Source organism: Mycobacterium sp. IDUB_9, from assembly GCF_055419505.1.
This window is the reverse complement of the sequence record NZ_JBVAXU010000003.1, coordinates 643,658-669,289: the sequence shown is the minus strand read 5'-3', so window position 1 is coordinate 669,289 and position 25,632 is coordinate 643,658. Positions and strand designations below refer to the sequence as shown.

Below are 25,632 nucleotides of genomic sequence, written 5' to 3'. Positions count from 1 at the left end.
GAACTGCTAGTCGGTACTCGTCGTGCCAAGTGTGGCTTCGCGCTTTTCGTGCAGGTACGCAACGATCAACGCGAAAACGGACAGCGCGCCGGCGAAGAGGAGTGTCCCGCCGACGCTCACCAGAAGCCAGCCCTCGTCCTGATTTCGTGACCGCTGCCGGTCGTAGTCATACAGATACGACGAGCTTCGAACGATGTTGCGGCACTGGTCCCCGGGGTGCATCACCCAGTCGCCGCAGGTGACATCAGTGCCGCAGGCCAGTTCAAAACCGGGAATGGTCAGTGCCAGGCCGACGCCGAAAAACAACACGGTGCATATCGACAGAAAGATCCATCGCGCCTTACTCACCTGTGCACCCTTCGCGTCGGAGACCACGAATGAAACTAGCGGCACCATCAGCGCCGCATCAGCACCAAATTTCAGCCGCCCAGCGGCTTGAGCCGGATCGGTGTCCCGGCGAGCAGGCCGAGAGGGTCGACGTAGTCCGCCCGGGCGGCGGCACCCCACATCGCTCCCCAGTGCAGGCAGGCCGCCGCCGGACAGCCGGGATGGCCGGCCAGCAGTGTGCCGAGCATCTGCCCGGCGGTGACGGTCTGTCCGGGCCGTACCGCGGCCTGCACCGGCTCGTAGCTGGTGCGCAGCCCACCTGGGTGAGCGAGCGACACCACCGGACGGCCGGCCAGTACGCCGGCGAACACCACGGTGCCCGGACCTGCGGCATAGACCGGTTGGTCCGGCGCGGCAGCCAGGTCCACGCCACGGTGGCCGCGTCTCCAATTGGGGGAGGGGGCATCGAAACCCCTGGTCACCGCAGGTCGAGGAGACACCGGCCACTGCAGGCGGGAGCCCTCGGCGTAGGCGGCGGCCGGCCACATCCACGCCATGATCACCAGCAGCGCCGTCGCGGCAAACCTCACCATCCCAGTTCAGCGCCAACCCGGGCGTTCCGGAAGCCCCGAAACCCGGGGCTGTGGATGAACGCGTCGGCGTTTGCCGCGTGGTAAAAGCACGCCTGTGCAGCGTGTAAACTTCTACCCGCAGCTCGCTAGCGGGCTGACTTCGCATGTCTGCGCATATCGATCGCCTCAACGGGGTCGTACACGGATGCCGACGGTCCTGACCTGGGATTTCCCAGAGCGGGTTCGGCAGCCGGCAGGCACCAGGGCCCGGCATCACCCGACGCTGGGCGACAACCGACAAAACAAAGGAATGAGCTCATGGCTGTTGTGACCATGAAGCAGCTGCTGGATAGCGGCGCTCACTTCGGGCATCAGACCCGTCGCTGGAACCCCAAGATGAAGCGGTTCATCTTCACCGACCGCAATGGCATCTACATCATCGATCTGCAGCAGACGCTGACCTACATCGACAAGGCCTACGAGTTCGTCAAGGAGACGGTGGCCCACGGCGGCACCGTCCTGTTCGTCGGCACCAAGAAGCAGGCGCAGGAGTCCATCGCCGAAGAGGCCACCCGCGTCGGCATGCCCTACGTGAACCAGCGCTGGCTGGGCGGCATGCTCACCAACTTCTCCACCGTGCACAAGCGCCTTCAGCGTATGAAGGAGCTCGAGGCCATGGAGCAGACCGGTGGCTTCGAGGGTCGCACCAAGAAGGAAATCCTCATGCTCACGCGTGAGAAGAACAAGCTCGAGCGGTCGCTGGGTGGAATCAGGGACATGGCCAAGGTGCCGTCGGCGATCTGGGTCGTCGATACCAACAAGGAGCACCTGGCCGTCAACGAGGCCATCAAGCTGGGCATCCCGGTCATCGCGATCCTGGACACCAACTGTGACCCGGATCAGGTCAACTACCCGATCCCGGGCAACGACGACGCCATTCGCTCTGCGGCACTGCTGACCAAGGTCGTGGCCTCCGCGGTCGCCGAGGGTCTGAAGGCCCGGGCCGGCGCGGGTGCCGGCGAGAAGCAGGCCACCGAGGGTGTCGAGCCGCTTGCCGAGTGGGAGCAGGAACTGCTGGCCGGCGCGACCGCCGGTACCGCCGAGGGCGAGGCTGCGGCTGCACCCGAAACATCCACTGACGCTTCGTAATTCAGGAGAAGTCTTAAATGGCTAACTACACCGCTGCCGACGTCAAGCGACTGCGGGAGCTGACGGGCGCCGGCATGCTCGCCTCGAAGAATGCTCTGGTCGAGGCCGGCGGCGACTTCGACAAGGCCGTTGAGCTGCTTCGTATCAAGGGCGCCAAGGACGTCGGCAAGCGCGCTGAGCGCGCCACCGCCGAGGGTCTGGTCGCGGCCAAGGACGGCGCGCTGATCGAGCTGAACTCCGAGACGGACTTCGTCGCCAAGAACGCCGAATTCCAGGAGCTGGCCGACAAGGTCGTCGCGGCTGCCGCCGCTGCGAACGCCGGCGACGTGGATGCCCTCAAGGCCGCCAAGGTCGGCGATACCACGGTCGAGCAGTCCATCGCGGATCTGAGCGCCAAGATCGGCGAGAAGCTCGAGCTGCGTCGTGCCGCCTACTTCGACGGCACGGTCGAGACCTACCTGCACAAGCGCGCCGCGGACCTGCCGCCGGCCGTCGGTGTGCTGGTCGAGTACCAGGCCGGCGACGCGGACGAGGGCAAGGAGGCCGCGCACGCGGTCGCACTGCAGATCGCTGCGCTCAAGGCCAAGTACCTCACCCGTGACGAGGTGCCCGAGGACATCGTCGCCAACGAGCGCCGTATCGCCGAGGAGACCGCGAAGTCAGAGGGCAAGCCGGAGCAGGCGCTGCCCAAGATCGTCGAAGGTCGCGTCACGGGCTACTACAAGGACGTCGTGCTGCTGGATCAGCCGTCGGTGTCCGACAACAAGAAGACCGTGAAGGCCCTGCTGGACGAGGCCGGGGTCACCGTGACCCGCTTCGTGCGGTTCGAGGTCGGCCAGGCCTAGCACCGAAGAAGACTCGGGCGGCACACCCACCGCCGCCCGTCGCAAAACCCCGCGCTCATCCGGCGATCCCGGAAAGCGCGGGGTTTTGTTCATTCGTGACGTGGTCGGTGCCGGGTAGTTGCTCACGCCGGCGCGGGGAGCTTTGCCGGTGTGGGAGTGTGGCAGGTACCAATGGTGTTGGAGGTGAGCATGCGTGTAGGGGTTGTTTTCCCCCAGACGGAACTGGGCGGGGATCCAGGGGCCGTGCGAACCTACGGCCAGCGTGTCGAAGAGTTGGGCTTCACCCACATCCTGGCTTACGACCATGTCGTCGGCGCCGATCCGGCGGTCCATCGGGACTGGGCCGGGCCTTATGACCTCTACACCACATTTCACGAGCCGATGGTGATGTTCGGCTACCTGGCCGCGGTCACTTCGCTGGAATTGGTGACCGGGGTGATCATCCTGCCGCAGCGCCAGGCGGTTCTGGTGGCCAAGCAGGCTGCCGAGGTCGACCTGCTCAGCGGCGGGCGCCTGCGCTTGGGTGTCGGGCTGGGCTGGAACGCGGTCGAGTACGAGGCGCTCGGCGAGGAGTTCAGGAACCGCGGCAGGCGCTCCGAGGAGCAGGTCGAGCTGATGCGCCGGCTGTGGACCGAATCGTCGGTGACCTTCGAGGGCCGCCACCACCGGGTGACCGGTGCGGGTCTGGCCCCGCTGCCGGTGCAGCGTCCGATCCCGGTGTGGTTCGGAGCGGTCTCTGCCCGGGCACTGGAGCGGGCCGGGCGACTCGGCGACGGCTGGTTCCCGATGGTCGGGCCCGGGCTGGAACTCGACGACGCACGTGCGCGGGTCGAGCGTGCCGCCGTCGCCGCCGGGCGAGATCCCGCCACCATCGGCATGGAGGGCCGGGTGGCCTGGACCGGTGACCCGGACAAGACCGCGGCCGACATCGCCGCGTGGGCCGACGCCGGAGCCACCCACGTCTCGGTGAACACCATGGGAGCGGGTCTGCGGACCGTCGACGAGCATCTGGCGGCGCTGCAGACCGTGGCCCGGACGCAGTGACGGTGGTCTTCCGGCGGCGGCGAGAGCCGACCGCCGCAGCGCGGTACTACTTGGTACCGTCTGAGCATGAGTCGAATCTTCGCCTTCGGCGACGACGCCCTGGGTGAGCACGACGCAGTCGGCCTCGTGGAGGAGCTGCGAGCAGGCCGGGTCTCGCCGGCCGACCTGATCGAGGCCGCCGTGGCGCGGGTCGAAGCGGTCAACCCCACCCTCAACGGACTGGCGTTCGAGGCCTTCGACCGGGCGCACGCCCGCGGAGCCGCACCGAGCCGCTACGGCGGGTTCTTCGACGGTGTCCCGACTTTCGTCAAGGACAACGCCGCGGTCCAGGGCATGCCCACCATGCGCGGTACCGACGCGTGGGAACCCCGTCCCGAAACGGCCCACGGCGACTTTGCCCGTGCGTACCTCGCCACCGGCTTGGTGCCCCTGGGCAAGACCAGGCTCTCGGAATTCGGCTTCAGTGCCTCCTGCGAGCATCCGCGCCTGGGACCGGTCCGCAATCCGTGGAACCCCCTGTACACCGCAGGTGCCTCCTCGTCGGGTTCGGGCGCGTTCGTCGCGGCGGGCGCGGTCCCGATCGCGCACGCCAACGACGGCGGCGGCTCGATCCGGATCCCCGCCGCCTGCAACGGGCTGGTCGGTCTCAAGCCCACCCGAGGCCGGCTGCCGCAGGACAGGGACCTGCGGATGATGCCGCTGCGGATCGTGTCCGACGGGGTGCTCACCCGATCGGTGCGTGACACCGCGGCGCTCTACCGGGAGATGGAGCGCGTCTACCGCAACCCCAAGTTGCCGCCGATCGGCGACGTCAGCCGCCCGGGCAAGCAGCGCCTGCGCATCGCGGTGTGCACGCAGTCCGTCGTGCACGACGCCGGTCCGGAGATGACCGAGCTGACCCACAAGACCGCCGCACTGCTCGAGGAGCTCGGCCACCAGATCACGGTGATCGGTAACCCGGTCCCGGCCCGGTTCAAGGACGACTTCCTGCTGTACTGGGCGTTCCTGGCGTACGCGATCGTGCGAGGCGGGAAGCGGTCCTTCGGCCCCAGTTTCGACCGGGCCAAGCTCGACAACCTCACCCTCGGGCTGGAGCGACTCGCCTCCCGCAACCTGCACCGGCTCCCGGCCGCAATCACCCGGCTGGCCCGGTCGCGGCGGATCACCGAGCGGTTGTCCAACAGCTATGACGCAGTGCTCATGCCGACCCTGGCCGAACCCACCCTGGAGATCGGCCGGCTCGACCCGGCCGCGGACTACGAGCAGATCATCGACCGGCTGCTCGGTTGGGTGGCGTTCACACCTCTGCAGAACGCCACCGGGGATCCGGCCATCTCGCTGCCGCTGGCCCAGACGAAGACCGGCCTCCCGGCCGGCATGATGCTGTCGGCGGCCCGTGGCCGCGAAGCTCTGCTGCTGGAGCTGGCGTACGAGCTCGAAGAGGCCAGGCCCTGGCCGCGCATCCAAGAGCCGGTTCCGGCAACCCCGCGGAAACGGGCGCGAAAAGCGGTGAAATAGGCTGGTTTTGCGTCCGATGATGCTCCTGGACGACGAAATCGGTTGCGCCGACGACATGATGACGTAACGCCAATCCGAGGCATTTAACTCTGGCGACGCTTCGATCTGCTCTGGACGAAACACGCGGCTCGCAGCATCCTCTCTGTGGAAACCGTAGCTTTCCCATCGTCGTCTCAATCGTCCACAGCCCATCGATCGCCGGAGATCGCGACCGGTGATATGGGCACCGGGGGTACCTTCGGGTGCCTGATCCGTTTCGCACTGGCGAACATTCGCCGCCGGCCGGAACGATTTGTGCTGTCGGTACTCGGGATTGCGCTGGCGATCGCCTGCGTCACCGTGGTGCGCACCATCTCGGCGAGCTTTGCCCTCACCGGGGCCGACTCGGTCACCGATGTGCTCGGTGGCGCTCAGCTGTGGGCGGTGCCGGCAGCCGGTGTGCACTTCGACAACGAGGCACGCGCCTTGGTCGCCGACGGGCCACCGCCGTCACTCGCCCTGCCCGACGGCTGGCAGGGCAGACTGACCATCTCGGGGGTGACAACCGTCAGCGGCACCGCGGTATCACTGCGCGGCAGCGACGAAGTCGACTCGGGTCAAGCAGTTTTGGGAACCGGTCTGGCTGATCGCCTGCACATCACCTCGGGGGATGTGATCGACGTGGGTGCCCTCCCGTTGGTCGCGCGGGTCTCCGGCTCGGGGGAGTCGATGACGGTGGCTCCGGCGTTGGCCCGGTTGCTGGTCGGTGACAACGGGTGGTGGACGATCACGGCGCCGGCCGGTGACGAGCATCGCCGCGACCTGGCCCAGACCCTCGGTGCCGCGGTGGGGCTGCCGTCCACGTCGGATCCGTCAGTGTCTCCGACGCCCGATGGACCTGGCCTGATCTACGACACGGTCGGCGGTTCGGGGCCACTGAGCTTCGAGCAGAAGTTCTCGGCGTTGTTCTCGGGCAAGGTCACGGGCTCGACGCTGGGCCTGATCTCCACGATCGGGCTGGGGCTGGGCTTTGTCATCGCGGTGTCGTCATTCCTGGCCGCAGTCACCGAACGCAAGCGTGAATTCGGGATCATGAGCAGCATCGGCTTGGCCGACGAGGTGCTGTATTTCTTTCTCGTAGAATCGGCGTTCGTCTTCGTCGTGGCCTATGCGCTCGGCGTCATCGGCGCGGGTGTGGCTGTGGCACTGGTTATTCCGGGTATCGCCACACCTACAGCGTGGGCCCAGGCCGCGGGCATGGTGGCGGCGTTTCTACCCGCGATGGCCATCGTCGGCGCCCTGGTTCCCGTGCACCGGCTGCTGCAGCAACGGCCCGTCGAGCTCCTGGGGGCAAGGTGATCGGCAAAGGTCTGGCATACGGCTGGTTGTCGGCGTGCCGGCGCATCCGCGAGATGGTGTTGCCTGTGGTCACCACTGCCACCGGGGCATTCCTGGTGGTGCTGGTGTTCGGGTTGTCGGCAGGGATTCGCGCGCAGTCGGCGGCACTGGGCCACGCCGAGGAGATCAACCGGGCAGTGTTCCTCATCGCGGTGACCGTACTGCTGGTCGGCGTGGTCGAGGTTGCGGTCGCCACCACCCGAACCGTGGCGCACCGAACCCGCGAACTCGGTGTGCTGGGCGCCAACGGCATTCCCCGTGCTCCCGTGATCGCCGCCCTGCTTGTCGAACCGCTGCTGGCTGCCGTTCTCGGTGCGTTGGTGGGTGCCGTCGGCGCGGCGATCGCCGGAATCGTGGTTGCACTTTTGGGCTTGGCGCCCACCGGAGTCTCCTACGCCGGGTTGGCGGCCGGCGCGATGGTATCCGTCGCGGTCAGTGTCTTCGCCGCGGTCGCAACGAGTTTCGTCCCCACCTTCAATGCCGCTTCACGTCCGCCCATTCGATCCCTGACCGCGGAGGGTTGATCCGATCATGACTGCACTCGACGACACCGTCACGGCCGGCTTGGGCGATGCGGAGGTGCCCAAGAAGCCCGTGATCGAGGTCAGCAACGTATGGAAACTGCACAAGCTCGGCGACGAGGTGGTCAAGGCCCTCGTTGCCGCCGAACTCCGGGTGCTGCCTGGGGAGTTCGTCTGCCTGATGGGGCCGAGCGGCAGCGGAAAATCCACACTACTCAACATCATCGGCGGGCTGGACCGTCCCACGAAGGGCTCCGTCGTGATCAGCGGGCAGGATACCGCGCAACTGACCGAGAGCCAGTTCGCGGCGCTGCGTCACGACACCATCGGCTTCATCTTTCAGAGTTACAACCTGATCCCGTTCCTGTCCGCGGTCGAGAACGTCGAAATGCCCTTGATGTTCGAGCCCTACGATCGGAAGTCGTTGCGCAAGAGAGCAACCGAACTGCTGGAGATGGTGGGCCTCGGCCATCGCGTGCACCACCAGCCCACCAAGATGTCGGGCGGCGAGCAGCAGCGCACAGCGATTGCGCGATCGCTGATCAGTAGTCCGACACTGGTGCTTGCCGACGAGCCGACGGCCAACCTCGACCACCGCACGGGGGAGACGGTGGTGCGCATGCTGCGCGACCTGTGCTCGACATTGGGCGTCACGGTCGTCGCGAGCACCCACGATCCCACGGTGGCCGACGAAGCGAGCCGTGTCGTCCGGATGCGAGACGGACAAATCGTCAACTGAACCAACGGCATTGGGAGAAAGTGTATGACCCAAGAGTTAGCGGCCTCGCACGCGAGGAGCAATTCAACAGAGTTGGAACCGGCGGGTCGCGACAAGCTGATGACGACCGAGCTGGTGCCGGAGCAGATCCTGCCCAAGGTGATGAGCACGTTCGGTCTGACCGCGGCGTACGTGTTCATCATCTGCTGGGTCACCGGATCCTCGGTGATGGCTGGCGGGGGCTGGACCGCGATCCCGATGTGGGTGCTAGGTATCCTCACTTTTCTGATCCCGGCGGGCATGGCCGTGGTGGAACTCGGCAACCTCTGGCCCGGGCAGGGCGGTGTGTACATCTGGGCCACCCGAACCATGGGTGAAACCTGGGGATTCATCGGCGGGTATCTGTCGTGGGTGCCGGTGATCCTCAACGCCGCATCCTCGCCGGCGATTGTGCTGCAGTTACTACTGCTGGCCTTCCACACCGAACTCGGACTGATGACGACCATCATCCTGCAGTTGGTGATCCTGTGGACGGTGGTCGGGTTGGCGTTGGCGAAACTGGCTGCCAACCAACGCATCATGAACGTGGTCTTCGTCGTCTACGGCGTGCTGACGCTGACGATCTTCGTCTGCGGACTGCTCTTCGCCGTCGAGCACGGCTCCGCCACCCCGTTCAGCTGGGCGGAGGCAACGATCCCCAACTTCGCCGTCGCAGGGTTCCTCTACGGCACGGTGCTGCTCTACCTGCTGGGTGTGGAGACCCCGTACAACATGGGCGCGGAGTTTCTATCGGTGCGCAAGAGCGGACCGCGGATGATCCTGTGGGGCTCGGCCGCGTTGGTGGCGATCTATCTGATGACCACGCTCGGCACCATGATGGCTCTACCCGGTGACGAGATCGACCCGGTGACCGGGATAATCGGCATGTTGGACGTCGCCGGCTTCCCCGGATTGATGGAGATCTGCGCGGTGGTGCTGGCGGGGATCATCATCGTGGCGCTGATGACCTACCAGGTCGCCTACTCACGGCTCATCTTTGTCTCCGGGCTGGAACGGCATCTGCCGCGCATTTTCACCCATCTCAATCCGCGCACCCGCAACCCGGTAACCGCGATCCTGATCCAGGGTGTCATCTCGTCGCTGATCCTGGTCGGGCTCTACTCGCAGTCGAGCATGGCCAATGTCACCGTTTACCTGCAGGGCGGCCTGTCCACGGTGTGGCTGTTGTCCGGGTTCTTCTTCCTGATCCCGGTGGTGGTGGCCCGCAAGAAGTACTCCGATCGCTATGAGAACGAACAATTCTGGCGCATCCCCGGCGGCATGGTGGGCGTGTGGATCACCGTCGTGGTCGGGACCTTGGCCACGATCGGCGGCATCTACTACTCATTCGTCACCCCATGGCTCGACGTACCCACCGCGACCTGGATGACGTGGGTCGGCGGGATCAGCCTGGGGATGTTCGCACTCGGGCTCCTCGTGTACGTCTTCGGGCGCCGCTCGGCGCACAAGGTGTCGCAGGCCGACAGCTTGGCGCATCTGGCCGTATTCGACCTCGACAAGACTGAAGCGGAGGACACAACCAAATGACCATGGACAGCACCCTGGCCCCGACCGAATCGACCGGGGGCGCAACCCGGTATCCGCTCGACCCACTGACCGGTGCCGAGATCGAGGCGGCTGCCGCCGTCATCAACGGATCCGACTACGCCACACCGACATTGAAGTTCGTCATGATCCAGCTGGCTGAACCGGCCAAGTCCGCCGCATTGTCTTTCGCTGGGACAACCGATGTTCCGCGCCAGGCGTTCGTGACGATGTACGACGGTGCCGCGAAGATGATCTACGAGGCGATCGTGGACATCGACGCCCGTGTCATCGACTCATGGACACCGATTCCCGGCCGATTCCCGTCTTACCTGGTCGAGCACATGACCGGGGTGGAGGAGAAGGTGCGAGAAGACCCCCGCTGGCAGGAGGCCATGCGTAAACGGGGCGTCACCGATTTCAGTCTGGCGATGATCGACCCGTGGCCGGCCGGCTACTACGGCGCGCAGGACCATTACGAGAACTCGCCGCTGATCTGCCGGCCGCTGACTTTCATGCGCGCGGCGCCGTCGGAGAACGGCTATGCGCGACCGGTCGAAGGCCTGATCGTCACCTTCGACCTGGACAACATGGAGGTCATCGGTATCGAGGACCACGGTGCCGTGCCGTTACCGTCCAAGGGCGGCAACTATTCCGAGCAGTTCATGTTCACCCGGGAAAATCGGCCCACATTCACCCAGTTCCGTGACGACGTCAAGACCATCGAGATCATCCAGCCCGACGGGCCGAGCTACACCGTGGACGGCTGGAACGTCACGTGGCAGAAGTGGTCGCTGCGGGTCGGTTTCAACCCGCGTGAGGGCCTGGTACTGCACGAGCTCAGCTACAACGACCGCGGTACGGTTCGGCCCATCATGTACCGGGCGGCGCTTTCGGAAATGGTGGTGCCCTACGGAGATTCGTCGCCTACCCACTGGAACAAGAACGTCTTCGACATGGGTGAGGTGGGGATGGGCTTCTCGGCCAACCCGCTCACCCTGGGTTGTGACTGTCTGGGCGAGATCTTCTACTTCGACGGCACGGTCAATGATTCGAGCGGCAACGCGGTCACCATTCCCAATGCCATCTGCATGCATGAGGAGGACTTCGGTATCTCCTGGAAGCACACCGACTTCCGCACCGGGGAGGTCGAGGTGCGGCGGTCGCGGCGGCTGGTGATCTCGATGATCTGCACGGTGGGCAACTACGAGTACGGCTTCTTCTGGTATCTCTATAACGACGCGTCCATCGAGATGGAGGTCAAACTCACGGGCGTGCTGACCACCGGGGCGATCGTCGGGGGAGAGTCGCCGCGCTGGGGCAAGATGGTGGCGCCGGGAATGTATGGGCCCAACCATCAGCACTTCTTCAACTTCCGGATGGACATGAGCGTCGACGGCCCGGGAAACAGTGTGTACGAGGTGGATTCGATTCCCGAACCGGATCCGGCACTGAACCCGCATCACAACGCCTGGATCACCCGGGACACCCTGGTGGCATCCGAGACGGAGGGTGCACGCGACTGGGAGCACTCGACCGGCCGGTACTGGAAGGTGGTCAACCCGTCCAAGCTCAACGAGTTCGGGACACCGGTGGCCTACAAGCTGATGCCCAAGGACATCGTCCCGGTGATGGTGCAGGAAGGGTCGGTGATCTACGACCGGGCCCGATTCGTTCAGCACAACCTGTGGGTCACCCGTTACGACGCCCGGGAGCTGTACGCGGCGGGGGACTACATGTATCAGTGTGCCGAGGCCCAGGGGCTACCGCAGTATGTGGCCGATGACGCGCCGCTGGAGGACACCGACGTCGTGCTCTGGTACACGGTGGGCGCCCATCACGTCGTGTGCCCGGAGGACTGGCCGGTGATGCCCTGCCACTACACCGGCTTCAAGCTCAAGCCGGTGGGTTTCTTCGACGGCAACCCGGCGCTGGATGTTCCGCCGTCACCTCCGGCGGCCTGCCACCACCACTGAGTGATAGCACTCCGACCAGATAAACGTCAGGTGCCGGGACCCCCAACGGCCGTGTGCTCCTATGATGACCGGCAGGAGTCACTGCTGTGGGGGTGTGAATGACGTCTGGGCCGAACGAGCCGAACCACTCGATGAGTCACGACCCGCCGGGTCCGAAGCCGGGCTCGATCCGCTGGCAGGACCCGAGTACCGCGACGCCGCGGCCCCCGACCGTGGCCGAAGCGCGCCAGCGGGACAAGATGCAGAAGGAGCGCGAGGCCGCCGAGGAGTGGGCCAGGCAGCAGGAGGAGACGCGCGAACGGCGGGCCGCTACCAACAAGAAGATACTGATGGGCTCGGTGGCCGTGGTCGGTGTGGTCGGGGTGGTTGCCCTGGGCTACCACTTGCTGCACAAAGAGGAAATCGCGGCCAGTTGCGTCAAGGACGGCTCCAACGAGGTGGTGCCCGACTCGTACTGCTCCAGTGGCCACAGCAGTTCAGGGGGCACTTTCATCTACCTCGGCTCGCCGTACCGCTATTACTACGGCGGCAGCAACGGCGGGGTGGGCACCGTGGCCCGGGGTGGCACCCTGGAGGTTCCCAAGGGCACCACGGCCAAGACCAAATCGGGCACGTCGATCAAACGAGGCGGATTCGGCTCGTCATCGAGCTACGGCGGAAGCTCAGGAAGCTGAATGCGCCGTCAACGTAGTTCCCCGCGACTCGGCTGGGAACAGATCATCGCCGACCAAGGTATGTGTTACGGAACTCCGGCGCGTGACGCGACCGGTGCCGACCGCCCGTACTGGGATGAATCGGTGCACTACGTCTTCGACATGGACGAGGTGCTGTCGATCGAGGCTTCCGTCGAGGTGCTGCACTCGATGTGCCTGGAGGCTGTCGAGCACGTCGTGCTGACCGGCCGCTATCGCGACTTCGGGCTTCCCGAATGGAGCTGGGAGCACATCGAGAAGTCGTGGCGGCGCAGTGATCCACACCTGTACGGCCGCTTCGACCTGCGCTACGACGGTCGCCGGCCACCAGTTCTGCTCGAGTACAACGCCGACACCCCGACCACACTGCTCGAGGCGGCGATCCTGCAGTGGCACTGGAAGACCGACGTCTACCCGGCCGATGATCAATGGAACTCCTTGCACGAGAGACTGGTTGCCCGCTGGACCGAGATCCGTGATCGTCTTCCGGGCGCCGAGACGTACTTCACCTGGTCAGGGGCCGAGACCAGCGGTGAGGACCACGTGACCGTGGCCTATCTCCAGGAGTGTGCGGCCGAAGCCGGTCTGCGCACCGTGGGTCTGGCGATCGAGGACATCGGATTTGACCAGGACCTCGACCGGTTCGTCGACCTGGAGGAAGCTCCCATGTCGTCGGTGTTCAAGCTCTATCCGTGGGAGTGGATGCTCGACGACGATTTCGGCCGCCGGGCGATCGAGCAGTTGCCCGCCACCATGTGGGTGGAGCCGCTGTGGAAGACACTGTTGAGCAACAAGGCGATCCTGGCGGTGCTGTGGGAGATGTATCCCGGGCACCCGAACCTGTTGCCGGCCTACGTCGATGACCCGCATGAGCTGACCGAGTACGTGCGCAAACCGAAACTCGGCCGGGAGGGCGCCAACATCACCATCGTCGGCGCCGGATACGAAACCGAGACCGGCGGTGTGTACGGCGAGGAGGGCTACGTGTACCAGTTGCTCGATCCGCTACCGCAATTCGACGACATGCGCCCGGCGTTGGGCGCATGGATCGTCGGAGACGAATCCGCCGGACTCGGGATCCGCGAGACCTCCGGTCTCGTCACCGACAACGGCGCTGCCTTTGTGCCACACCGCATCCCGCAGTGACCCGGAAGGAATAACCTATGACAACCACCTTGGTTGCGCTCGGCTCCGATTACTGGTCGGTCCTCGGCCATGGGGTATCGGCCATCGTGCTGTACTCGATCGTCGGTGTGGCGCTGATGGTCCTGGGTTTCTACGTGATCGACTGGACCACCCCGGGCCCGTTGCGCACCCTGGTTCAGGCTGGGCGACCCAACGCCGCCGCCGTGGCGGCCTCCGGCGTGGTCTCGATGTCGTTGATCATCGTGCTGGCCATCTACAGCTCGTCGGGTGACCTGGTCCAGGGGCTGATCACCACCCTGGTGTTCGGGTTGGTGGGCATTGCGGCCCAGGCCTTTTCGGTGCGGCTGGTCGGCGCGATCAAAGGGATCGACATCGGCGGGGTGCTCGCCGCCGAACGATTTACCCCCCAGGTCCTGGTCGTGACGGCGTCCTACCTGGCGTTCGGGCTGATCGTGGCGGCTGCGATCCTCTAGGCCTCTGGCCCGAGCGTGCGGCAGACTTCGGCGGCCGCACGGGCCAACGCGGCCGGGCCGTCACGCAGAGCCTGTTCCAGTGGGACGCCCGGTGCGGTGATTGCCACCAATTTGTCCACGCCGTTGGCCAGGAGGACCTCGGCGCCGGGGGACACCCGGCCGCCGAAGATCACCACCCTGGCGCCGGTGCGCGCGGCCAGCCGGGCGACGCCGAACGGTGTCTTGCCCAAGATGGTCTGGGCGTCGACACCACCCTCCCCGGTGAACACCCAGTCGGCTCCGGTCAACGCCTGTTCCAGTCCAACGGTTTGGGCGATCATCTCGACGCCCGGGTCGCATTCGGCCGCAAGGAATTCCATCAGCCCGAAGCCCAGGCCCCCGGCAGCGCCGGCGCCCGCTCGATCGGGTCGGGCGTGGCCGAGCGAGGTCTCGGTCACCTCGACGAAGCGGGTCAACGCGGATTCGAGGGTCGCAACGTCTGCCGGGCCGGCGCCTTTCTGCGGTCCGAAAACCGCACTGGCGCCATCGGTTCCGAGCAGCGGCGCGGTCACGTCAGAGGCGATCCGGACGTGGACACCGGCCAGTCTGGGGTCCAGGCCGGAGACGTCGATGTGCTGCAGCCGTGCCAGTGCCGCGCCGCCGGGCGGCAGGGCAGCACCGTCGGCATCGGTGAAGGCGACGCCCAGAGCGGTGAGCATGCCGGCCCCGCCGTCATTCGTCGCCGAACCGCCGATGCCGATCAGCAACTCGGTCGCGCCGTGGTCCAGAGCCGAGATGATCAACTGTCCGACACCGAATGTGCTGGCGCACAGTATATCCCGGTCGGAAGGGGTCACCAGCTCCAGGCCGGAGGCGCTGGCCATCTCGATCACGGCCAGGCGACGGCCGTCGATGTAGCCATAGGTGGCGCGCGTAGGCCGACCCAGTGGGTCGCTGACCTCGACCGCCACGCGGTCACCGCCGAGGGCGTCGACAACGGCGTCGACTGTGCCTTCACCGCCGTCGGCCATCGGCACCCCGATGCACTCGGCGTCGGGTAGGACCGACCGGACGCCCTCGCGCAGCGCCGCCACCGCTTGCGACGCGGTCATCGACTCCTTGAAGGAGTCCGGGGCCAGCACGATCTTCATCGGCTCGGGACATTACCGACTGCGGCGCTGCTCGGCGCGGCAGAACTGAAGGCAGCTCAGTTGACCGCGTGCGCCAGGAGCCGTTTGAGCTCGCGGCGCTGCTCGGGGTCGAGGCGGTCGAGCACCTCGTCCTCGGCGGCGAGCACTGCCGATTCGGCACGTTTGAGTAATTCGACACCCTCGGCGGTCAACTCGGCGGGCAGCGCCCGTCCGGAGTCGACGGTGGCCGGCCTGCGCACCACGCCGCGGTCCTGAAGGCCGCGCACCACGTTGTTCATGGCTTGTGGTGACACGTTCGTGTGGCGGGCGAGTTCGGCGTTGGACTGGCCTGGGGACATCGACAGGATGCGGAGGCAGACGAACTCGGGCAGTTTGAGGCCCAGCGGTTGCAGCTGTGCGGCGACCCGTGGCTGCAGCACCGCGACCACGCGATACATCAAATATCCGAGCGGCTGGTCCTCCAGGATGCCGCCCACATCGGAGTTCATATCAAGCATATTGACACATATCAAGCAGGTTGATATACCGGACGTATGACCACGCCAAGCGAAATGTCAGACGCAATGTTCGAATCCGCTTACCGCGGTGAGGCTCCGGAATTTGCCGGGGTCCGTCCGCCGTGGAGCATCGGCGAACCGCAACCCGAGATCGCGGCACTGATCGCCGAGGGAAAGTTCCACGGGGAGGTGCTCGACGCCGGCTGCGGCGAGGCCGCGACCGCGCTCGACCTGGCCGAGCGGGGCTTCACCACGGTCGGATTGGACCAGTCGGCGACCGCCATCGAATTGGCCCGGGCCGAGGCCGCCAAACGCGGGCTGACCAACGCCAGCTTCGAGGTCGCCGACATCAGCGCGTTCACCGGCTACGACGGTCGATTCGGGACGATCGTCGATTCGACTCTGTTCCACTCGATGCCGGTCGAACTTCGCGAGGGCTACCAGCAGTCGATCGTGCAGGCGGCCGCACCCGGCGCCTCCTACTTCGTGCTGGTGTTCGACAAGGGGACGATGGGCGATTCCGGACCGGCCAATCCGGTCAGCGAGGAGGAATTGCGCGAGGTCGTCGGCAAGTACTGGGTGATCGACGACGTGCGACCGGCCCGCATCCATGCGCATGTGCCAGCGGAATTCGCCAACTTCGCCGATTTCGCCCGGATGGACCTCCGCGACGAAGGTGCCGACCGCAAGTCCATGGCGGCCTGGTTGCTTCAGGCGCACCTGGGATAGTCACCGGCTGACCTGTGCCGCCGGCGACACTCGGTCCTCCGGAGTTCACCCAAACTAGGTGTGCCGTCCGCCATAGGGCAGGATGGAGAGGCCGTCCAGGGGTAACCCGGGTGGCTCTCTACATGCGAGGAGTGCCGAGGAGACCGATGGCGGATCCGAATGTCGCCGGCGAGGGCGCAGCACCCATTCGTCCCTTCTATACAAGGGTTCTGCTGAAGCTCGGCGGAGAGATGTTCGGCGGTGGCCAGGTCGGCCTCGACCCCGACGTCGTGCATCAGGTGGCCCGCCAGATCGCCGCCGTGGTGCGAAGCGGAGTCCAGGTCGCGGTCGTCATCGGCGGCGGCAACTTCTTCCGCGGAGCCCAACTGCAACAGCGTGGCATGGAACGCACCCGCAGTGACTACATGGGCATGCTCGGCACCGTGATGAACAGCCTTGCGCTGCAGGACTTCCTGGAGAAGGAAGGCATCGACACCCGCGTGCAGACTGCCATCACCATGGGTCAGGTCGCCGAGCCGTACATCCCGTTGCGGGCCGTGCGGCACCTGGAGAAGGGGCGCGTCGTAATCTTCGGCGCAGGCATGGGCCTTCCGTACTTCTCCACCGACACCACGGCTGCGCAGCGCGCCCTGGAAATCGGGGCCGATGTGGTGCTCATGGCCAAGGCTGTCGACGGCGTCTACACCGCCGACCCACGGGAGGACCCGAACGCCGAGCTGCTCACCGAAGTCAGCCATCGCGAGGCCATCGACCGCGGCCTGCGGGTAGCCGATGCCACCGCCTTCAGTTTGTGCATGGACAACCGGATGCCGATGCTGGTGTTCAACCTCCTCACCGAAGGCAATATCGCCCGTGCAGTGGCGGGTGAGAAGATCGGAACACTGGTCACCACCACCTGACCCGCCGCGCAAGCGAGGAGCAAGATCGATGGAGAACCCGAAGTGATCGACGAAACTCTCTTCGACGCCGAAGAGAAGATGGAAAAGGCCGTGAGTGTGGCCCGCGACGACCTGTCCACAATTCGGACCGGCCGCGCCAATCCGGGCATGTTCTCCCGGATCAACATCGAGTACTACGGGTCCATGACGCCGATCACGCAGATGGCGAGCATCAACGTTCCCGAAGCGCGCCTCGTCGTCATCAAGCCTTACGAGGCATCCCAGCTGAGGCCGATCGAGGATGCCATCCGCAACTCCGACCTCGGGGTCAACCCGACGAACGACGGCAACATCATCCGGATCTCCATCCCGCAGCTCACCGAGGAGCGCCGCCGCGACCTGGTCAAACAGGCGAAATCCAAGGGCGAGGACGCCAAGGTGTCCGTGCGCAACATCCGTCGCAAGGCGATGGAGGAGCTCAGCCGGATCAAGAAGGACGGCGAGGCCGGCGAGGATGAAGTCGGGCGCGCGGAAAAGGACCTCGACAAATCCACCCACACCTACACCGCCCAGATCGACGAGTTGGTCAAGCACAAGGAAGGCGAGTTGCTGGAGGTCTAGGCGACCTTCAGCACCCAAGTCCCGTGGCACAGACTGAGCCACCACAGAAGACCTCGCGCGCCGGCCGCGACCTGCCGGCCGCTATCGCCGTCGGCGTGGTGCTCGGTGCCCTTGCGATAGGCACCCTGCTCTTCGCGCCCATCTGGTGGCTGCCGCTGCTGGCAGTCGCCATCGCCATCGCCACCCACGAGGTGATCCGGCGAATGCGCGAACACGGCTATGCGCTGCCCACTGTGCCGCTGTTGCTCGGCGGGCAGGCCATGATCTGGCTGACCTGGCCGTTCGGGGCCGCGGGCCTACTGGGCGCCTACGGCGGCACCATCGTCGTCTGCATGGTGTGGCGCCTGGTCGGCCAGGGGCTGGATCAGCAACCGGTCAACTATCTGCGCGATATCGCCGCCACGGTGCTGCTGGCCACGTGGGTGCCGATGTTCGCGGCCTTCACCGCGCTGCTCATCTTCGCCGACCACGGCGGTGCCCGCGTTTTCACCATCATCGTGACGGTCGTCTTCGCCGACATCGGCGGTTATGTCGCAGGGGTCCTGTTCGGCAAGCATCTGCTGGCCCCGGCGATCAGCCCCAAGAAGTCCTGGGAGGGTCTCGGCGGTTCGCTGGTGTTCGGCATCGCCGCGGCCGTTCTATCGGTCGCATTCCTGCTGGACAAGCCGGCCTGGGTGGGCGTGCCGCTGGGCCTGTTGCTGGTGATCACCGGTGTGCTCGGTGATCTGGTGGAATCGCAGGTCAAACGCGACCTGGGCATCAAGGACATGGGCACGCTACTGCCCGGCCACGGCGGCATCATGGACCGGATCGACGCGATGCTGCCGTCCGCCGTCGTCGGCTGGATCGTGCTGACCCTGCTGGCGTAGCCCGCGCTCGTTGCGCGCGCCAGATGCGTTCAGCCAGCAGGCGATCGCACCGAGGACGAGTCCCGCGGCGATACCGATGTTCACCCGCTCGCCGAGCATGAGCCAGGACAACACCCCTGCGACTGCGGGAATCACGCAGAACAGCATCGCGACCGCTGAGGCGCCGTGCAGGTTGATGGCCCGCACGTACAGCGACACCCCGAGTATGGCGTTGAGCAGCACCACGCCGGCCACCGCCAACGCGGCTTTGGTGGCGTCGTGCACCTCGATCGGCGTGCTGAGCGCGAGCGCCGATGCGGGGATGAACGCGACGGCGTTCTGTACCGAGGTTGAGGCCCGGAAGTCGACATCCGAGCAGAACCGCTGTTGATAGACCCCGCCTGCGGCCAGGCCGAGCAGCGCCACCAGCAGCAACCCCACTGCCGGGTCGATCCCACCTGAGGTGACCAGTCGGGTCGCGCATGCGGCCAGCACTGCGGCGATACCGAGCACCAACGCGGCTACCCGGCGCGGCGTCAACCGGTCACCCAAGAACATCGCGGCGAGCAATGCAGTCGCCACCGGGTTCATCGCAATGACCACCGCGCACAGCACCGCCGGCGCACCATGCTGAATCGCGACGTAGAGCGCGCAGAACTGCACAGCCTGCATCAGCAGGCCCGCCACTGCGACGTGGAACAGCTTGCGGCCGGTGGGGAAGCGGACCCGGGCCAGCCCTGCCCAGGCGCCGAGGACCAGCCCCGCCAGCCCGAAACGAACAGCCAGCACCGCCATCGGGGAGAGGGCGTGCACGGCCAGGTTCCCGATCGGATACCCCAGGGCGTAGAAGAACGTCACGGTCGCGGCCGTGCGCGTCGGCATCGGCTGGATTGCTCCTCGCGTGCGCAGTGGAGTGGGCGGCATGGTCCCATCGTGAGCGACGCCCGTACGCGCGGTCCAACGATTATCGGCAATCGCGATCGATCGTTGATGCTAATCAGTAAGGCGGAATAACTCAGCGAATGGAAGGAAATGCCTGCTCTTTGATCGTAAGTACTGATCGGAGTACCTTGATCGCATGGGACAGGTGCTGGACATCGCACCGCTGCGCAGCCTGGCTGCGGTGGCGGACTGTGGCGGGTTTCACCGCGCCGCCGCGGTGTTGCACATGACGCAGTCCGCCGTCAGCCAGCACGTGCGTCGTATCGAAGCCGTCGTGGGCGGTCCCGTGGTCGAACGGTCCGGCCGTGGTGTCGCCTTCACCGAACTGGGACATCGCGTCCTCGGTCACGCCCGTGGCATTCTCGCCGCGCACGATGCGGCGCTGATCGATCTCGGTGCGGCCGAGGAACAGGTACTGCTGATCGGTGCCACCGAGCACGGCGCCGACGTCATGTTGCCCGCCCTCACGGCGGCGCTGGGCGAGCGGTTGCCCAACTGGCGGCTGCGGTTTCGTCTCGACCGCAACGTCACGCTCGCCGACGCCCTCGAACACGGTCTGGTAGACCTCGCCGTAATGCTCGACGGTTCCGGAATGGATCCCGCCCATGCCTCCGGAACGCTTGCGCTCAAGTGGATCTCGGGCCGCAGCTTCACCACAGCGGCGAATCAGCCGTTGCCGGTGGTGATGTTCTCCGAGCCGTGCACATTGCGCGAACCCACCTTTGCCACCCTGGACCGGTGCGCGACGGACTACCGCATCGCCGCCGAATCGGCGAACCTGGCGGGCCTGTTCGCAGCCGTGCGCTCTGGTCTGGGCGTGGCGCTGCTGCCGATGATCGGCCGGCTGCCCGACGGGCTGTGTCTGGCCGAGGGGCTGCCGCCTGCCAGCCGTGCATCGGTGTTCGTCCGCGGCCGCGCCGGGGTGGACGCCGCCGTCCTGGACACCGTTGAACGGACCGTTCACGACGTTCTCGCCGAACAAGCCTGATACTGGAAAAGACATGAAGCAGGAATTGGTCTTCGAAGCCCCCCGACGCGGTATGCCGCCGCAGCACCTTGCCGACCTCGACGAGGACGGCCGTATCGCTGCCGTCACCGAGCTGGGTCTGCCGAAATTTCGCGCCAAACAGCTGGCTAACCAGTATTACGGCCGCCTGATCGCCGACCCGCAGCAGATGACCGATCTGCCCGCCGCGGTGCGCGACCAAGTGGCCGGGGCCCTGTTCCCGACACTGATCGATCCGGTGAAGCAGATCCAGTGCGACGCGGGGGAGACCCGCAAGACGCTGTGGCGCGCGGGCGACGGCACGACCTTCGAGTCCGTGCTGATGCGCTATCCGCAGCGCAACACGGTGTGCATCTCGTCGCAGGCCGGCTGCGGCATGGCCTGCCCGTTCTGCGCGACCGGCCAGGGCGGCCTGCAACGCAACCTGTCCACCGCCGAGATCCTCGAGCAGGTCCGGGCGGCGTCGTCGGCCATGCGTTTGGAACATGACGGGCGGCTGTCGAACATCGTGTTCATGGGCATGGGCGAGCCGCTGGCCAACTACAACCGGGTGCTGGCCGCCGTGAAGCGCATCATCGCGCCGCCGCCGAACGGTTTCGGGATCAGTGCGCGATCGGTGACGGTGTCGACAGTGGGACTGGCGCCGGCGATCCGGAAGCTTGCCGACGAGCGCCTCGGTGTCACGCTCGCGATGTCGCTGCACACCCCCGACGACGAACTACGCGACACGCTGGTGCCGGTGAACAACCGGTGGAGCGTCGACGAGGTTCTCGACGCCGCCCGCTACTACGCCGACGTCACCGGTCGTCGGGTGTCCATCGAGTACGCGTTGATCCGCGATGTCAACGACCAGCCTTGGCGCGCAGACCTTCTCGGCAAGAAGCTCCACAGCAAGCTGGGCGCACTCGTCCATGTCAACCTGATCCCGCTCAACCCGACTCCGGGCAGTAAATGGGACGCCAGTCCCAAGCCCGTCGAACGGGAATTCGTCAAACGTGTTCAGGCCAAGGGAGTGTCGTGCACGGTGCGTGATACCCGCGGGCGTGAGATTGCCGCCGCCTGCGGCCAGTTGGCCGCCGAGGGCTAGTTTTCCCTGCGTTGACTCTGCGGGTACGGCGCTATCTACTCGCGTTTTGTCGCCATAGCTGCAGGGTCAATTGGGTTGTGCCGGAGGGTTGGTGAACCAGAGGTTCTCCTCGCGCAGGCTGCGGCTGCGCCAGCCGTCAGGCGTTCGCACCAGCTCGTGGTGGTAATACCCGCCGCACGCACTCTGCTCCGCCGTCCCCGGCAACTGCATGGGGTTGTAGAACATCGCGCGCACGGTCGCGGTATCGCCGTCACTTTCGAGGACCTCGACGTTGGTGATGTAGTGCATGCTCCACGGGATCACCCCGAAGTTCGCGGCGAACCAGTCGACGACGTCATCGCGGCTGCCCACCACCGCGCCCGCCGACGAGTAGTCGATCACCGCGTCCTCGGTGAACACCGATCGGTACAGCTCCCAGTCCTTGCTATCGACTGCCCGGGCGTACCGGTACAGCAAGGCCTGGATCTGCAATTCGTCCATAGTCATCCTTCCCGAGCGTGCACACAGATCGCGTTCCGACGCGGAATCGCGATCTGCGCGCACCGTCGGCGCTGTTACTCGGGCATGCCGATGGTCTTGGACTCGAAGTACTCCTTGAAGCCTTCTTCACCGTTGCGCCGGCCCAGACCGCTCTGCTTGGAACCGCCGAACGGGCTGTTGATGCCGAAGTGGCTGCGGCTGTTGATGGTGACGTTGCCGGTCCGGATCCGCCGCGCGATCGCGAACGCGCGGTCCACGTCGCCGGACGAAACCTCCCCGGAGAGGCCGTAAATGGAGTTGTTGGCGATGGCGACAGCTTCGTCGTCGGAGTCATAGGGGGTCACTGTCAGCACCGGCCCGAAGATCTCCTCCTGGGCCACCTGTGAGTCGGGATCGACGTCGGCAAGCAGGGTGGGCTGTGTGTAGTAACCCGTGGGCAGGTTCTCCGGAATGCCGCCACCGGTGACCAGCCTTGCACCCGAATCGATCCCGGATTTGATGAGCCCGAGCACCTTCTCGCGCTGAGTGGCGCTGATCTGCGGGCCCTGCATGATGCCCGGGGTCCAGGGATCGCCCACCGGGAAGTTCTCCATCGCACCCTTGAGCAGCTCGATGCCCTCGTCGTAGCGGCTGCGGGGGAGCAGGATCCGGCTGGGCAGGATGCAGGACTGGCCACTCATGACACAGGCCATCATCGCCGCGATCGGCAGCGCCGAGTTGAAGTCGGCGTCGTCGAGCACGATGTGTGCGGACTTGCCGCCAAGTTCGAGCATCGTCCTCTTGACCGTCGAGGCTCCGGCCGCCAGGATGGCGCGCCCGGTGGCGGTCGATCCGGTGAAGGTGATCATGTCGACCCGTGGGTCCGCCGACAGCGCGGCGCCCACCTCGTTGGCGTTGGATACCACGACATTGAAGACGCCGGCCGGAATGTCGGTGTGCTCGGCGACGATGCGGCCCAGCTCAGTGCCCGACCAGGGGGTCAGCTGCGCGGGCTTGAGCACCACGGTGTTGCCTGCCATCAGGGCCGGAACCGTCTCGGCGATGTTCAGATAGAACGGGACGTTCCACGGAGTGATGGCGCCGACGACGCCGACCGGCTCGTAGGCGATCTTGCGCCGCGCCGGGCCGAGCTGGGTCTGGTGGACGCCGTTGTCGACGACGTACTCGAAATTCCTGCCGTGCTCGGCCCAGTGCTTGACCTCGCCGATCGGGTCCTCGATCTGTGAGCCCGTGACGGTCACCGGACAGCCGACTTCGGTGACCAGCACCCGGCGCAGCCGTTCCTTCTCGGCGTCCAGCGCGTCGTGCAGCTGCATCAGGCAGTGGTGGCGGAAGTCGACGTCGCGGCTCCAGTCCGTTTCGTCGAAGGCGCGCCTCGCGGCGCCGACGGCACGCTCGATGTCGGCCACCGTGCCATCGGTGGCCTGGCCGGCCACGTGTTCGCTGGCGGGGTGGATGACGTCGAATTTCGCACCGCTGCCGGTGTATTGGAGTTCCCCGTCGATGAGCATCCGCTCGTCACCGGCGAGCACGCCGGTGTCGCTCTGCACCTGAGTCATATGCACAGCTTTACAAAAATTGCCGGTCGTGTCACCCCTTTGCGAGAAGGATTGACCGATTGGCAAGTCTCTGCAATCGTAGAGTGTCAATCGCGAGTGGGCAGGAGGTGCGGACGGGTAAAAGCCGGAACAGGGCAGGTCAGTTCGAGTCGGGCTGTTTGATGCCGACGGCATGGCGCAGCTGCGCCAGAAACTGATCGCCGTCATCACTGCGCACGATGTAGTGCGAGACCGCCACCCGGATCGCGGTGGCCGCCTTGACTGGCGCGTTGGAGCCCGAGAGCAGTTTGAGCAATCGCGCCCGCATGAGGGGTATGACGTTGGCCAGTTGTGCGATCACGACTTCGGGCTCGATGTCGACCAGCCGCACCCCCGAGTACGACTGCTGGTATTGCACGATGAAACGCAATGCGGCGTCGAGCTTCTCGTTGCCACGCAAGCCCACGGTCGCTCGGCTGATGCCGTGGTCGAACATCTCGCGCTCATAGGTGCCGAAGCCGTCGAGAAGCTCCTGCTTGTCGGCGAACCAGCGGTACAGCGTGGGCCGGGACACGCCGGCCTGCAGTGCCACCTCGGAGAGGCTCAACTTGGTCTGACCGCTGCGGGCCAGCACCTCGGCGGTCGCGACCAGGATTCGGTGGCGCGTCGAGGTGTCTTCGACGGATATGTCCCGCTGCGCGGATACAGGTTCGTTCACGTCCAGCCTTTGGTTGTTCGTGGTTCACCAAATGGTAGGACCATCAGAGCAACTTCTTGAGTATTGCCACAGTCTCCAGGTCCGCCAAGGCTGCCACGCCCCGTCTGGCGCCCTCCAGCGCGATGCCTTCGTCCTGCATACCGCCGAGTCCGGCGGTGATGACAGGCGCCGCGTAGGCATAGATCGCGCCCAGGCGGTAACGCTCCCACAACTCGTCGTGATCCAGCGCCGGGCCGCCGGCCGCGGCCAGTGCGCGCCGGTATTCGTCGAGCAGTTCACGTTCGGCGGCCTGTCGGTCGGCCGTGGTCATGCAGGTCACCAGGGTGTACGCCAGCTCCCGGCCGGGATGGCCCCGGCGGACGGCCTGCCAGTCGAGGAGGCCCGCCTCGCCGTTGCGGAAGAACAGGTTGCCCGGGTGGGCGTCACCGTGCATCACGGTGTGTGGTGGCCGATCGAGTAGCTGCGCTGCCGCTCGGTAGTTCTCGTCGATGAACCGTCCGTCGGCCACCGGAATGTCGGTGGTTTCGGCCAGTCGTCTGGTCGACAGCTTGAGAAGTGAGCCGGTCATCAGTGAGGTGTGGTCGCCCGATGCCGAGTACAGCCAGCCCAGCGGTCCACCGCTGTGTGCCGGTAACCGCCCCCAGAACGCGGCGTGGACGCGGGCGAGCAGCTCCACTGTCGCGGCGGCCCGGTCCCGGCCCAGCGGGTGCAGGGTGTCGGTGAACTCGCAGGGGCTGAGCGTGAGGTCTTCCAGTACCAGCACATACCGCCCGGTCAGTGGATCGAACGCAGCGCCGTAGGAGCGGGGAACCCCGGGCAGGCCGTCGGCCAGCTGTTGGTAGAAGCGCACCTCGGTGTGTCCTAGCCGGCCCAACTCGCCCATCATCCGGGTGGCCGCGGTTTCGGCCGGCATCTTGACGAAGACTGACTCAGGCACGCTGGGCCCCGACAGGGCGAGCCGAGCGCGTGACGACGTACCCGCATCGCCGCCGATCACCGCCACCGATTCGACCGCGCGGCCGGTGAGACGGGACAGGTACGCCGGATCGAGGTCTGCGATCCGGCGGGGCAGTGCCCGCAGGCGCCCGATGACCGCATCGGTTGCGATACGTTGCACGCCGTGGCCGATATGTCCGGCCAGGCCGGCGACAGGGACGAGGCGGCGGGCCGGTGTGAGCATTCGCCAAGTTTACAAATGTGCGGCAGATTGTAAAGC

The 25,632-nt window shown here is 66.0% G+C and carries 27 protein-coding genes; 18 read left to right on the top strand and 9 right to left on the bottom strand.

Features of this window, described 5'->3' with window-relative positions:
* Window positions 1–6: 6 nt before the first annotated feature.
* Window positions 7–348, bottom strand: coding sequence for a hypothetical protein (locus tag ACZY08_RS17655; protein ID WP_463745386.1), 342 nt, complete (start codon window positions 346–348; stop codon window positions 7–9).
* Between the two features lie 71 nt (window positions 349–419).
* Window positions 420–884, bottom strand: a complete 465-nt coding sequence (locus tag ACZY08_RS17650) for a M23 family metallopeptidase (RefSeq protein WP_463745961.1) — start codon at window positions 882–884, stop codon at window positions 420–422.
* Window positions 885–1,217: 333 nt separating this feature from the next.
* On the opposite strand from ACZY08_RS17650, the gene rpsB reads away from it, so the two are divergent.
* The 12 genes from rpsB (at window position 1,218) to ACZY08_RS17590 (ending at window position 13,942) form a co-directional block, all read left to right on the top strand.
* Window positions 1,218–2,048, top strand: a complete 831-nt coding sequence (gene rpsB, locus ACZY08_RS17645; RefSeq protein WP_463745387.1) for a 30S ribosomal protein S2 — start codon at window positions 1,218–1,220, stop codon at window positions 2,046–2,048.
* A 17-nt stretch (window positions 2,049–2,065) separates the two neighbouring features.
* Window positions 2,066–2,893, top strand: a complete 828-nt coding sequence (tsf, locus tag ACZY08_RS17640; protein ID WP_463745388.1) for a translation elongation factor Ts — start codon at window positions 2,066–2,068, stop codon at window positions 2,891–2,893.
* 189 nt (window positions 2,894–3,082) lie between these two features.
* Window positions 3,083–3,937: an LLM class F420-dependent oxidoreductase gene (locus tag ACZY08_RS17635; RefSeq protein WP_463745962.1), complete on the top strand. Its 855-nt coding sequence runs from the start codon at window positions 3,083–3,085 to the stop codon at window positions 3,935–3,937.
* A gap of 66 nt (window positions 3,938–4,003) precedes the next feature.
* A complete protein-coding gene (locus ACZY08_RS17630) occupies window positions 4,004–5,455 on the top strand; it encodes an amidase (RefSeq protein WP_463745389.1) in 1,452 nt (483 codons plus the stop codon).
* A 219-nt stretch (window positions 5,456–5,674) separates the two neighbouring features.
* Window positions 5,675–6,793, top strand: a complete 1,119-nt coding sequence (locus ACZY08_RS17625; protein ID WP_463745390.1) for an FtsX-like permease family protein — start codon at window positions 5,675–5,677, stop codon at window positions 6,791–6,793.
* A complete protein-coding gene (locus ACZY08_RS17620) occupies window positions 6,790–7,356 on the top strand; it encodes an ABC transporter permease (RefSeq protein ID WP_463745391.1) in 567 nt (188 codons plus the stop codon). Before ACZY08_RS17625 ends, ACZY08_RS17620 begins: the two co-directional genes overlap by 4 nt.
* Before the next feature lie 7 nt (window positions 7,357–7,363).
* Window positions 7,364–8,092, top strand: a complete 729-nt coding sequence (locus ACZY08_RS17615) for an ABC transporter ATP-binding protein (protein ID WP_463745392.1) — start codon at window positions 7,364–7,366, stop codon at window positions 8,090–8,092.
* A 24-nt stretch (window positions 8,093–8,116) separates the two neighbouring features.
* Window positions 8,117–9,658, top strand: a complete 1,542-nt coding sequence (locus tag ACZY08_RS17610; protein WP_463745393.1) for an APC family permease — start codon at window positions 8,117–8,119, stop codon at window positions 9,656–9,658.
* On the top strand, window positions 9,655–11,631 hold the full coding sequence (locus ACZY08_RS17605) for a primary-amine oxidase (protein ID WP_463745394.1): 1,977 nt from the start codon (window positions 9,655–9,657) through the stop codon (window positions 11,629–11,631). Before ACZY08_RS17610 ends, ACZY08_RS17605 begins: the two co-directional genes overlap by 4 nt.
* Before the next feature lie 167 nt (window positions 11,632–11,798).
* The gene (locus ACZY08_RS17600) at window positions 11,799–12,305 is read left to right on the top strand and encodes a hypothetical protein (protein ID WP_463745963.1); all 507 of its coding nucleotides are present in this window, start codon (window positions 11,799–11,801) and stop codon (window positions 12,303–12,305) included.
* Entirely contained in the window at window positions 12,306–13,469 is a 1,164-nt protein-coding gene (locus ACZY08_RS17595) for a glutathionylspermidine synthase family protein (RefSeq protein ID WP_463745395.1), read from the top strand. It abuts the gene before it with no gap.
* A gap of 17 nt (window positions 13,470–13,486) precedes the next feature.
* Window positions 13,487–13,942 carry a DUF350 domain-containing protein gene (locus ACZY08_RS17590; protein WP_463745396.1) on the top strand — a complete coding sequence of 152 codons (456 nt, stop codon included), beginning with the start codon at window positions 13,487–13,489 and terminating at the stop codon, window positions 13,940–13,942.
* Here the strand turns inward: ACZY08_RS17590 and ACZY08_RS17585 are convergent.
* Together ACZY08_RS17585 and ACZY08_RS17580 are read right to left on the bottom strand one after the other, a co-directional pair.
* Window positions 13,939–15,072 (bottom strand): glycerate kinase, encoded by a 1,134-nt coding sequence (locus ACZY08_RS17585; RefSeq protein ID WP_463745397.1) that lies wholly within the window; start codon window positions 15,070–15,072, stop codon window positions 13,939–13,941. The two genes, ACZY08_RS17590 and ACZY08_RS17585, sit on opposite strands and share 4 nt — an antisense overlap.
* Before the next feature lie 56 nt (window positions 15,073–15,128).
* Window positions 15,129–15,560, bottom strand: a complete 432-nt coding sequence (locus ACZY08_RS17580; protein ID WP_463745398.1) for a MarR family winged helix-turn-helix transcriptional regulator — start codon at window positions 15,558–15,560, stop codon at window positions 15,129–15,131.
* Between the two features lie 45 nt (window positions 15,561–15,605).
* Here ACZY08_RS17580 and ACZY08_RS17575 point away from each other — a divergent pair, with 45 nt between their 5' ends.
* The 4 genes from ACZY08_RS17575 to ACZY08_RS17560 all read left to right on the top strand — a co-directional run bounded on the left by ACZY08_RS17575 (window position 15,606) and on the right by ACZY08_RS17560 (window position 18,666).
* The gene (locus ACZY08_RS17575) at window positions 15,606–16,298 is read left to right on the top strand and encodes a class I SAM-dependent methyltransferase (protein WP_463745399.1); all 693 of its coding nucleotides are present in this window, start codon (window positions 15,606–15,608) and stop codon (window positions 16,296–16,298) included.
* 146 nt (window positions 16,299–16,444) lie between these two features.
* On the top strand, window positions 16,445–17,197 hold the full coding sequence (gene pyrH / locus ACZY08_RS17570; protein WP_463745400.1) for a UMP kinase: 753 nt from the start codon (window positions 16,445–16,447) through the stop codon (window positions 17,195–17,197).
* A 42-nt stretch (window positions 17,198–17,239) separates the two neighbouring features.
* The gene (frr, locus tag ACZY08_RS17565) at window positions 17,240–17,797 is read left to right on the top strand and encodes a ribosome recycling factor (protein ID WP_463745401.1); all 558 of its coding nucleotides are present in this window, start codon (window positions 17,240–17,242) and stop codon (window positions 17,795–17,797) included.
* Between the two features lie 23 nt (window positions 17,798–17,820).
* Window positions 17,821–18,666 (top strand): phosphatidate cytidylyltransferase, encoded by an 846-nt coding sequence (locus ACZY08_RS17560; RefSeq protein ID WP_463745402.1) that lies wholly within the window; start codon window positions 17,821–17,823, stop codon window positions 18,664–18,666.
* Here the strand turns inward: ACZY08_RS17560 and ACZY08_RS17555 are convergent.
* Entirely contained in the window at window positions 18,574–19,527 is a 954-nt protein-coding gene (locus ACZY08_RS17555; protein ID WP_463745403.1) for a DMT family transporter, read from the bottom strand. The two genes, ACZY08_RS17560 and ACZY08_RS17555, sit on opposite strands and share 93 nt — an antisense overlap.
* Window positions 19,528–19,723: 196 nt before the next feature.
* On the opposite strand from ACZY08_RS17555, the gene ACZY08_RS17550 reads away from it, so the two are divergent.
* Together ACZY08_RS17550 and rlmN are read left to right on the top strand one after the other, a co-directional pair.
* Window positions 19,724–20,575 (top strand): LysR family transcriptional regulator, encoded by an 852-nt coding sequence (locus ACZY08_RS17550; protein WP_463745404.1) that lies wholly within the window; start codon window positions 19,724–19,726, stop codon window positions 20,573–20,575.
* 13 nt (window positions 20,576–20,588) lie between these two features.
* Entirely contained in the window at window positions 20,589–21,680 is a 1,092-nt protein-coding gene (gene rlmN / locus ACZY08_RS17545; RefSeq protein WP_463745405.1) for a dual-specificity RNA methyltransferase RlmN, read from the top strand.
* Between the two features lie 66 nt (window positions 21,681–21,746).
* Here the strand turns inward: rlmN and ACZY08_RS17540 are convergent, their stop codons facing one another.
* The 4 genes from ACZY08_RS17540 to ACZY08_RS17525 all read right to left on the bottom strand — a co-directional run bounded on the left by ACZY08_RS17540 (window position 21,747) and on the right by ACZY08_RS17525 (window position 25,596).
* Window positions 21,747–22,166: a nuclear transport factor 2 family protein gene (locus ACZY08_RS17540; protein WP_463745406.1), complete on the bottom strand. Its 420-nt coding sequence runs from the start codon at window positions 22,164–22,166 to the stop codon at window positions 21,747–21,749.
* A 68-nt stretch (window positions 22,167–22,234) separates the two neighbouring features.
* Entirely contained in the window at window positions 22,235–23,719 is a 1,485-nt protein-coding gene (locus ACZY08_RS17535) for an aldehyde dehydrogenase family protein (protein WP_463745407.1), read from the bottom strand.
* A gap of 139 nt (window positions 23,720–23,858) precedes the next feature.
* A complete protein-coding gene (locus ACZY08_RS17530; RefSeq protein ID WP_463745408.1) occupies window positions 23,859–24,416 on the bottom strand; it encodes a TetR/AcrR family transcriptional regulator in 558 nt (185 codons plus the stop codon).
* Window positions 24,417–24,459: 43 nt separating this feature from the next.
* A complete protein-coding gene (locus ACZY08_RS17525; RefSeq protein ID WP_463745409.1) occupies window positions 24,460–25,596 on the bottom strand; it encodes a phosphotransferase in 1,137 nt (378 codons plus the stop codon).
* Window positions 25,597–25,632 lie beyond the last annotated feature (36 nt).

What these genes read in the sequence shown, in the direction of transcription:
- ACZY08_RS17525 (WP_463745409.1), bottom strand. Translation starts at nt 25,596, where the DNA reads ATGCTCACACCGGCCCGCCGCCTCGTCCCTGTCGCCGGCCTGGCCGGA.
- rlmN (WP_463745405.1), top strand. Translation starts at nt 20,589, where the DNA reads ATGAAGCAGGAATTGGTCTTCGAAGCCCCCCGACGCGGTATGCCGCCG.
- ACZY08_RS17540 (WP_463745406.1), bottom strand. Translation starts at nt 22,166, where the DNA reads ATGACTATGGACGAATTGCAGATCCAGGCCTTGCTGTACCGGTACGCC.
- ACZY08_RS17630 (WP_463745389.1), top strand. Translation starts at nt 4,004, where the DNA reads ATGAGTCGAATCTTCGCCTTCGGCGACGACGCCCTGGGTGAGCACGAC.
- ACZY08_RS17615 (WP_463745392.1), top strand. Translation starts at nt 7,364, where the DNA reads ATGACTGCACTCGACGACACCGTCACGGCCGGCTTGGGCGATGCGGAG.
- tsf (WP_463745388.1), top strand. Translation starts at nt 2,066, where the DNA reads ATGGCTAACTACACCGCTGCCGACGTCAAGCGACTGCGGGAGCTGACG.
- ACZY08_RS17550 (WP_463745404.1), top strand. Translation starts at nt 19,724, where the DNA reads ATGGGACAGGTGCTGGACATCGCACCGCTGCGCAGCCTGGCTGCGGTG.
- ACZY08_RS17610 (WP_463745393.1), top strand. Translation starts at nt 8,117, where the DNA reads ATGACCCAAGAGTTAGCGGCCTCGCACGCGAGGAGCAATTCAACAGAG.
- ACZY08_RS17555 (WP_463745403.1), bottom strand. Translation starts at nt 19,527, where the DNA reads ATGCCGACGCGCACGGCCGCGACCGTGACGTTCTTCTACGCCCTGGGG.
- ACZY08_RS17650 (WP_463745961.1), bottom strand. Translation starts at nt 884, where the DNA reads ATGGCGTGGATGTGGCCGGCCGCCGCCTACGCCGAGGGCTCCCGCCTG.
- ACZY08_RS17625 (WP_463745390.1), top strand. Translation starts at nt 5,675, where the DNA reads ATGGGCACCGGGGGTACCTTCGGGTGCCTGATCCGTTTCGCACTGGCG.
- ACZY08_RS17580 (WP_463745398.1), bottom strand. Translation starts at nt 15,560, where the DNA reads ATGAACTCCGATGTGGGCGGCATCCTGGAGGACCAGCCGCTCGGATAT.
- ACZY08_RS17595 (WP_463745395.1), top strand. Translation starts at nt 12,306, where the DNA reads ATGCGCCGTCAACGTAGTTCCCCGCGACTCGGCTGGGAACAGATCATC.
- ACZY08_RS17585 (WP_463745397.1), bottom strand. Translation starts at nt 15,072, where the DNA reads ATGAAGATCGTGCTGGCCCCGGACTCCTTCAAGGAGTCGATGACCGCG.
- ACZY08_RS17575 (WP_463745399.1), top strand. Translation starts at nt 15,606, where the DNA reads ATGACCACGCCAAGCGAAATGTCAGACGCAATGTTCGAATCCGCTTAC.
- pyrH (WP_463745400.1), top strand. Translation starts at nt 16,445, where the DNA reads ATGGCGGATCCGAATGTCGCCGGCGAGGGCGCAGCACCCATTCGTCCC.
- ACZY08_RS17605 (WP_463745394.1), top strand. Translation starts at nt 9,655, where the DNA reads ATGACCATGGACAGCACCCTGGCCCCGACCGAATCGACCGGGGGCGCA.
- rpsB (WP_463745387.1), top strand. Translation starts at nt 1,218, where the DNA reads ATGGCTGTTGTGACCATGAAGCAGCTGCTGGATAGCGGCGCTCACTTC.
- ACZY08_RS17590 (WP_463745396.1), top strand. Translation starts at nt 13,487, where the DNA reads ATGACAACCACCTTGGTTGCGCTCGGCTCCGATTACTGGTCGGTCCTC.
- ACZY08_RS17535 (WP_463745407.1), bottom strand. Translation starts at nt 23,719, where the DNA reads ATGACTCAGGTGCAGAGCGACACCGGCGTGCTCGCCGGTGACGAGCGG.
- ACZY08_RS17635 (WP_463745962.1), top strand. Translation starts at nt 3,083, where the DNA reads ATGCGTGTAGGGGTTGTTTTCCCCCAGACGGAACTGGGCGGGGATCCA.